The organism is Methylobacterium sp. B1 (assembly GCF_000333255.1).
Lineage (GTDB): Bacteria > Pseudomonadota > Alphaproteobacteria > Rhizobiales > Beijerinckiaceae > Methylobacterium > Methylobacterium fujisawaense.
Genome location: NZ_BACT01000406.1, coordinates 1 through 4,070 on the forward strand (window position 1 = coordinate 1; position 4,070 = coordinate 4,070).

Sequence of the window (4,070 nt, forward strand, 5' to 3'; positions counted from 1 at the left end):
ATCGCGCACCCTACAAGGTTCGAAAATTTTTTGCGAGCCTGGCTCACGCGGCGTCTCTGGACTCGGAAAATCCAGAATTTTCTTATCCGTCTGAACGTGAGCCCGGCTGATCTGTCGGGTCGATTTCCCGACCTGTGGTTGTGTTCGAGCGCTCCCGAGCACGAGCCAACCGGAGATGAAAAAGCCCCGCGCGGCGGTGCCGGCGGGGCTGAGTGAATCTCTGGGAGGAGTGCTGGGCCATCGCAAGCCGCGGGCCAGACGAAACAAAAAAGGCCCGCGCCGGCGAACCGGGCGGGCCGAGATCTCCCGAGGGGTGAAATCAGCTGAGCGCCAGCAGGGCCCGCAGTCCGCTGATTTGATCCGCGTAGCGATGCGCCCCGCCGATCATCGCTCCGTTCTCGTCGGTAATGTACCAGCCGCTGTGAACGGGGCTGCCCGGTTTCTCGTGGAAGTCGATGTAAGTGACCTTCAGCATGTCATGGCCCTCTGAAAAGGCATGTATGGGGACAATGGGATCTGACAGAGGGTCGTTCCGACGGCTGCGCTTGAGTCCACGAAAAAACCGCCGCGGCCGGAGCCGGACGGTTCACGGTGGTCTTTTCAGGGCATGTCGAGTCAGGGCATGTCGAGCCCCGGTCTGCGCGGGGATGGCGGCGCGGTTCCGGTCCCCGATCGGGCTCACCGCCCCGCCGGCCCGACCTTCGCCAGCACGATCCCCCCGAAGGCCAGCAGCGCCGGCGAGGCCAGCCTCCAGCCGATCTTGCGCAGATCCCGCACCGGCAAGGCGACCTCGGCCAGCCCCTTGGCGGCCTCGGCCTTCGCCCCGTCGACCGCCTTGTCGATCCGCCGCTCGATCTCGTCGCGCGCCACGAAGTGCTCGATGTCCCGCCGGTAGGCCACGCCCTCCAGCTTCTCGTCCATCCGGTCGCGCTTGCCCCCGAGCGCATCCATCTGCCGGCCGGTGGCCACGACGACGCTGAAGCACAGCCCCTTGAGCCATATGGCGTCGGTCCAGTACGGCAGCTTCAGCAGGGCGGCCGAGGCCGGCTGGTCCTCCGTGCCGGCATGGCCCTCGATCACGACCTTGCCTTGGTAGACGCTGTCCGGGACGAAGCCACCGGAGCCGGCCCCGAGGCCGGTCTTCACGTCGCCGAACCAGTATTGCAGGATCTGCACCGGCCCGACGCAATGCACGGCGCCGCGGTACAGGACCGTGTTGGTGTCGTTGAACTTCAGCGTCTCCAGCGCGAAGATCACGCCGCCGAGCTTGGCCTGGCCGAGCACGCGCCGCTCGGCTTCACCCGGGACGGGCTCGGCCGTGAGGTCCGGCGGGAGAGCGCGGCCGGGTTCGTGCTCGACAGCGCCCGGGATGCGGGCGAAGCCGCGGGCCGCTTTAGTCAGTCCGAGGGCGGGCTGTCCCTGGTCGACATAGTCGTACGCCGCAGCGAGTCCCGGCATCACGCGTCTGCGAGGTCCGTGGCGATGGCGAGCTGGATCGTGCCGCTGCGCCGGTCCGGCAGGTCGATGCCGGCGATGCCGAAATCCCGGCCCTGCAGCGCGATGCGGTCCCCGGGTCGTGACGGTCGGGCCTGGGCGCTGTCGCAGATCGTCAGGGTGCCGGTCTCGACATTCTGCGCCCGACCGCCCTGCGCCGCTTCCCGGGCGCCCTGCGGCCGGTAACTCGCCCAGAGGATCATCACGGGCTCGCAGTCGCCGGCGCCGACCACATCGCCGTCGGCGTCCGTGACGACCGCGCGGCGCATGACGACGGCGCGCCGGTCGAAGCGGCCCGGATCTATCAGCCCCAGACCCGGTAGAGCGCGAGCAGCGCCTCGACGCCCAGCGGCAGGACGGCCGGCTGCGCGGCCGTGGTCGTGACGCCGTCGCGGCTGCCGTAGAGATGCCCGACCATCAGCAGGATCGCGTGCCGGATCGGCGCCGGGACGGTGCTGCGCCCGTCCACCAGCGGATAGCCGGCCCGGTAGCGCACCGTGACGGTGTTGGATTCCGGGTCCGGCGTCTCGTCCACAAGGCCGGTGGCGGGCGGGTATGGGTAAACCCAGTCATCCGGCTCAAGGTCGGCCGGGAAAGTGGTCTCGAGAACCTGCTCGCCCAGCGCCCGGCCGAGCCAGCCATCCGGGCCGTCGAGCCAGGCCGTGGCGGTCTCCACGAGGGCGCCGATCAGGGCGTCCTCGTCGGCGTGATCGGCTCGCAGATGCGCCTTCGCGTCGTCGAGGGCGACGATCGGCGCGGGCGGCGTGACCACGGTGACGGGCATCGGCCGGTTCGGTCAGGCCGGTTCGGCCGCGCGGCGGCGCGCCCGGTCGGCGCGCAGGGCGGATTCCGAGACCTGGTGGTGCGGCTCCAGGGGCGCGGGCGCGATCCCGAGCATGGGACCCGCCAGCGGGACTGCGTGGCCGAGGCGCTCCAAGTCCTGGGCGTGAGCGAGGTCGGTCTCGAACGTATCGCCGGCCTCGACGAGCCCGTTCTTAGCGTTCCGGATCCGCGGATTGTGGAACTCAGTGTTGACCGTCATCGCGACGCAGTCGGACATGGGAGTCTCCCGGTGTGCGTGGTCAGAGTGTGCGTGGTCAGATTCTGAGGTTGGCTGCTTGACGTGCAGGTCTGCCCGCGCCGCGTGACGGTCGCCCGGGCCGCCTTCGGCAGGTCCCAAAAGCAAGCGTCTCGCCCTGGCAACGATGTCTTAGTCGGTTGTGTGCGATCGCATTGTCCAGAGGTGCGCCAGGCGTCAGCGGAGAGGCCTCGCCGGTCGCCGGTCCTGAACGATCACCATGCTCCATGTCCCGACCCGGATAGGTCCGCCAAGCCCGACACGCGCGACGGCAGGACCCTGAACGACCGCCGAGGGCTGCGAGCCGCGCGTGCCATGGACTAACCGCCTCGATCGACGTTTCCGCCTTTTGCTTCCAGTCTGAATAAAGTTGAACATCAGTGCCAGGGTTCCATTGATGTTCGGATCGCCTGTTCGATCGTATGCCGCTCTCGTTACGTCACTGGTCGTTCTGGCCTTTGCGATTGTGTCAGGCGCGATCGTCTTCATCGCCGACATGTACGGTCAGGCGCTGCAGGATACCGAACGCAACCTCATCGGACTCTCCACGATCCTCGCTGATCAGGCCGATCGCTCGCTCCAGGCCCTCGAGATCGTTCAAGAAGCCATCATCGAGGATATGGCCGGCGCAAAGGTCTCGACTCCCGCGGAGTACGCGGCGGCGGCGAGCCGGCGCGACTTACATGAGGCACTCAAAGCGCGCGTCGCGGCATTGCCACAGGTCAACGCGGTCACGATCATCGATCACGCCGGCCAGCTCCTGAACTTCAGCCGCTTCTGGCCAATCCCGAACGTCAACATCGCAGATCGGGATTACTTCAAGGCACTCGCTGCGGACCCGAAGCTGCAACGCTTCATCAGCGAACCGGTGCAGAACCGCGGCGACGGCGCTTGGACGATCTACATCGCCCGGAAGGTCACGGCACCCGACGGAACGTTCCTCGGCCTCGTGCTCGGCGCGATCGAGCTCGGCTATTTCGAACGACTGTACCGGCAGATCGCACCGACCGACTGTCCGCCGTCAGCACTCCTGAGACAAATTGAGGGTCTTCACGAACGGAGGATGGCTGGTTCATCGTAGCCCCCAGGAGCGAAGATGAAACAGACGTCCGGGCCGGCGCGGCAGCCGGCAGAAGCCGTGATCAAGGACATCCGCCGCGCCACGCGCCGGCAGTTCTCGGCCGAGGAGAAGATCCGCATCGTGCTGGAAGGGCTGCGCGGTGAGGACAGCATCGCCGAGCTGTGCCGGCGCGAAGGCATCGCCAGCTCGATGTACTATGGCTGGTCCAAGGAGTTCCTGGAAGCCGGCAAGAAGCGGCTGGCCGGCGACACGGCCCGTGCCGCGACCGCCGACGAGGTCCAGGACCTGCGTCGCGAGGCGGGTGCGCTGAAGGAGGTCGTAGCCGATCTCGTCCTGGAAAACCGCCTGCTGAAAAAAAGTCTGACCGGGGCTGGGGGCGACGAGGCATGAGGTACCCGGCCTCTGAGAAGCTGGAGA

7 protein-coding genes and 1 pseudogene are annotated in these 4,070 nt (G+C 67.4%); 3 read left to right on the plus strand and 5 right to left on the minus strand.

Annotated elements, in window-relative coordinates; genetic code table 11:
• Positions 1–216: hypothetical protein (locus I53_RS34545; protein WP_210161575.1), on the plus strand; the 216-nt coding region annotated here is incomplete at its 5' end.
• A gap of 103 nt (positions 217–319) precedes the next feature.
• On the opposite strand, the gene I53_RS33895 is transcribed toward I53_RS34545, so the two are convergent.
• From I53_RS33895 to I53_RS11740, 5 genes are all read right to left on the minus strand, one after another.
• Complete coding sequence (locus I53_RS33895) at positions 320–475, minus strand: hypothetical protein (protein WP_158713338.1); 156 nt, start codon at positions 473–475, stop codon at positions 320–322.
• Between the two features lie 203 nt (positions 476–678).
• Positions 679–1,458 (minus strand): hypothetical protein, encoded by a 780-nt coding sequence (locus tag I53_RS11725; protein WP_148291124.1) that lies wholly within the window; start codon positions 1,456–1,458, stop codon positions 679–681.
• On the minus strand, positions 1,458–1,808 hold the full coding sequence (locus tag I53_RS11730) for a head-tail adaptor protein (RefSeq protein ID WP_306307434.1): 351 nt from the start codon (positions 1,806–1,808) through the stop codon (positions 1,458–1,460). Before I53_RS11730 ends, I53_RS11725 begins: the two co-directional genes overlap by 1 nt.
• Positions 1,799–2,278, minus strand: coding sequence for a head-tail connector protein (locus I53_RS11735; protein WP_043350824.1), 480 nt, complete (start codon positions 2,276–2,278; stop codon positions 1,799–1,801). Before I53_RS11735 ends, I53_RS11730 begins: the two co-directional genes overlap by 10 nt.
• A gap of 12 nt (positions 2,279–2,290) precedes the next feature.
• Complete coding sequence (locus I53_RS11740; RefSeq protein WP_043350827.1) at positions 2,291–2,554, minus strand: hypothetical protein; 264 nt, start codon at positions 2,552–2,554, stop codon at positions 2,291–2,293.
• Positions 2,555–2,942: 388 nt separating this feature from the next.
• Between I53_RS11740 and I53_RS11745 the strand changes: the two genes are divergently transcribed.
• Both I53_RS11745 and I53_RS11750 read left to right on the plus strand, forming a co-directional pair.
• A complete protein-coding gene (locus I53_RS11745; protein WP_251982303.1) occupies positions 2,943–3,653 on the plus strand; it encodes a hypothetical protein in 711 nt (236 codons plus the stop codon).
• 15 nt (positions 3,654–3,668) lie between these two features.
• Positions 3,669–4,070: pseudogene (locus tag I53_RS11750) on the plus strand (transposase); the annotation flags it as partial.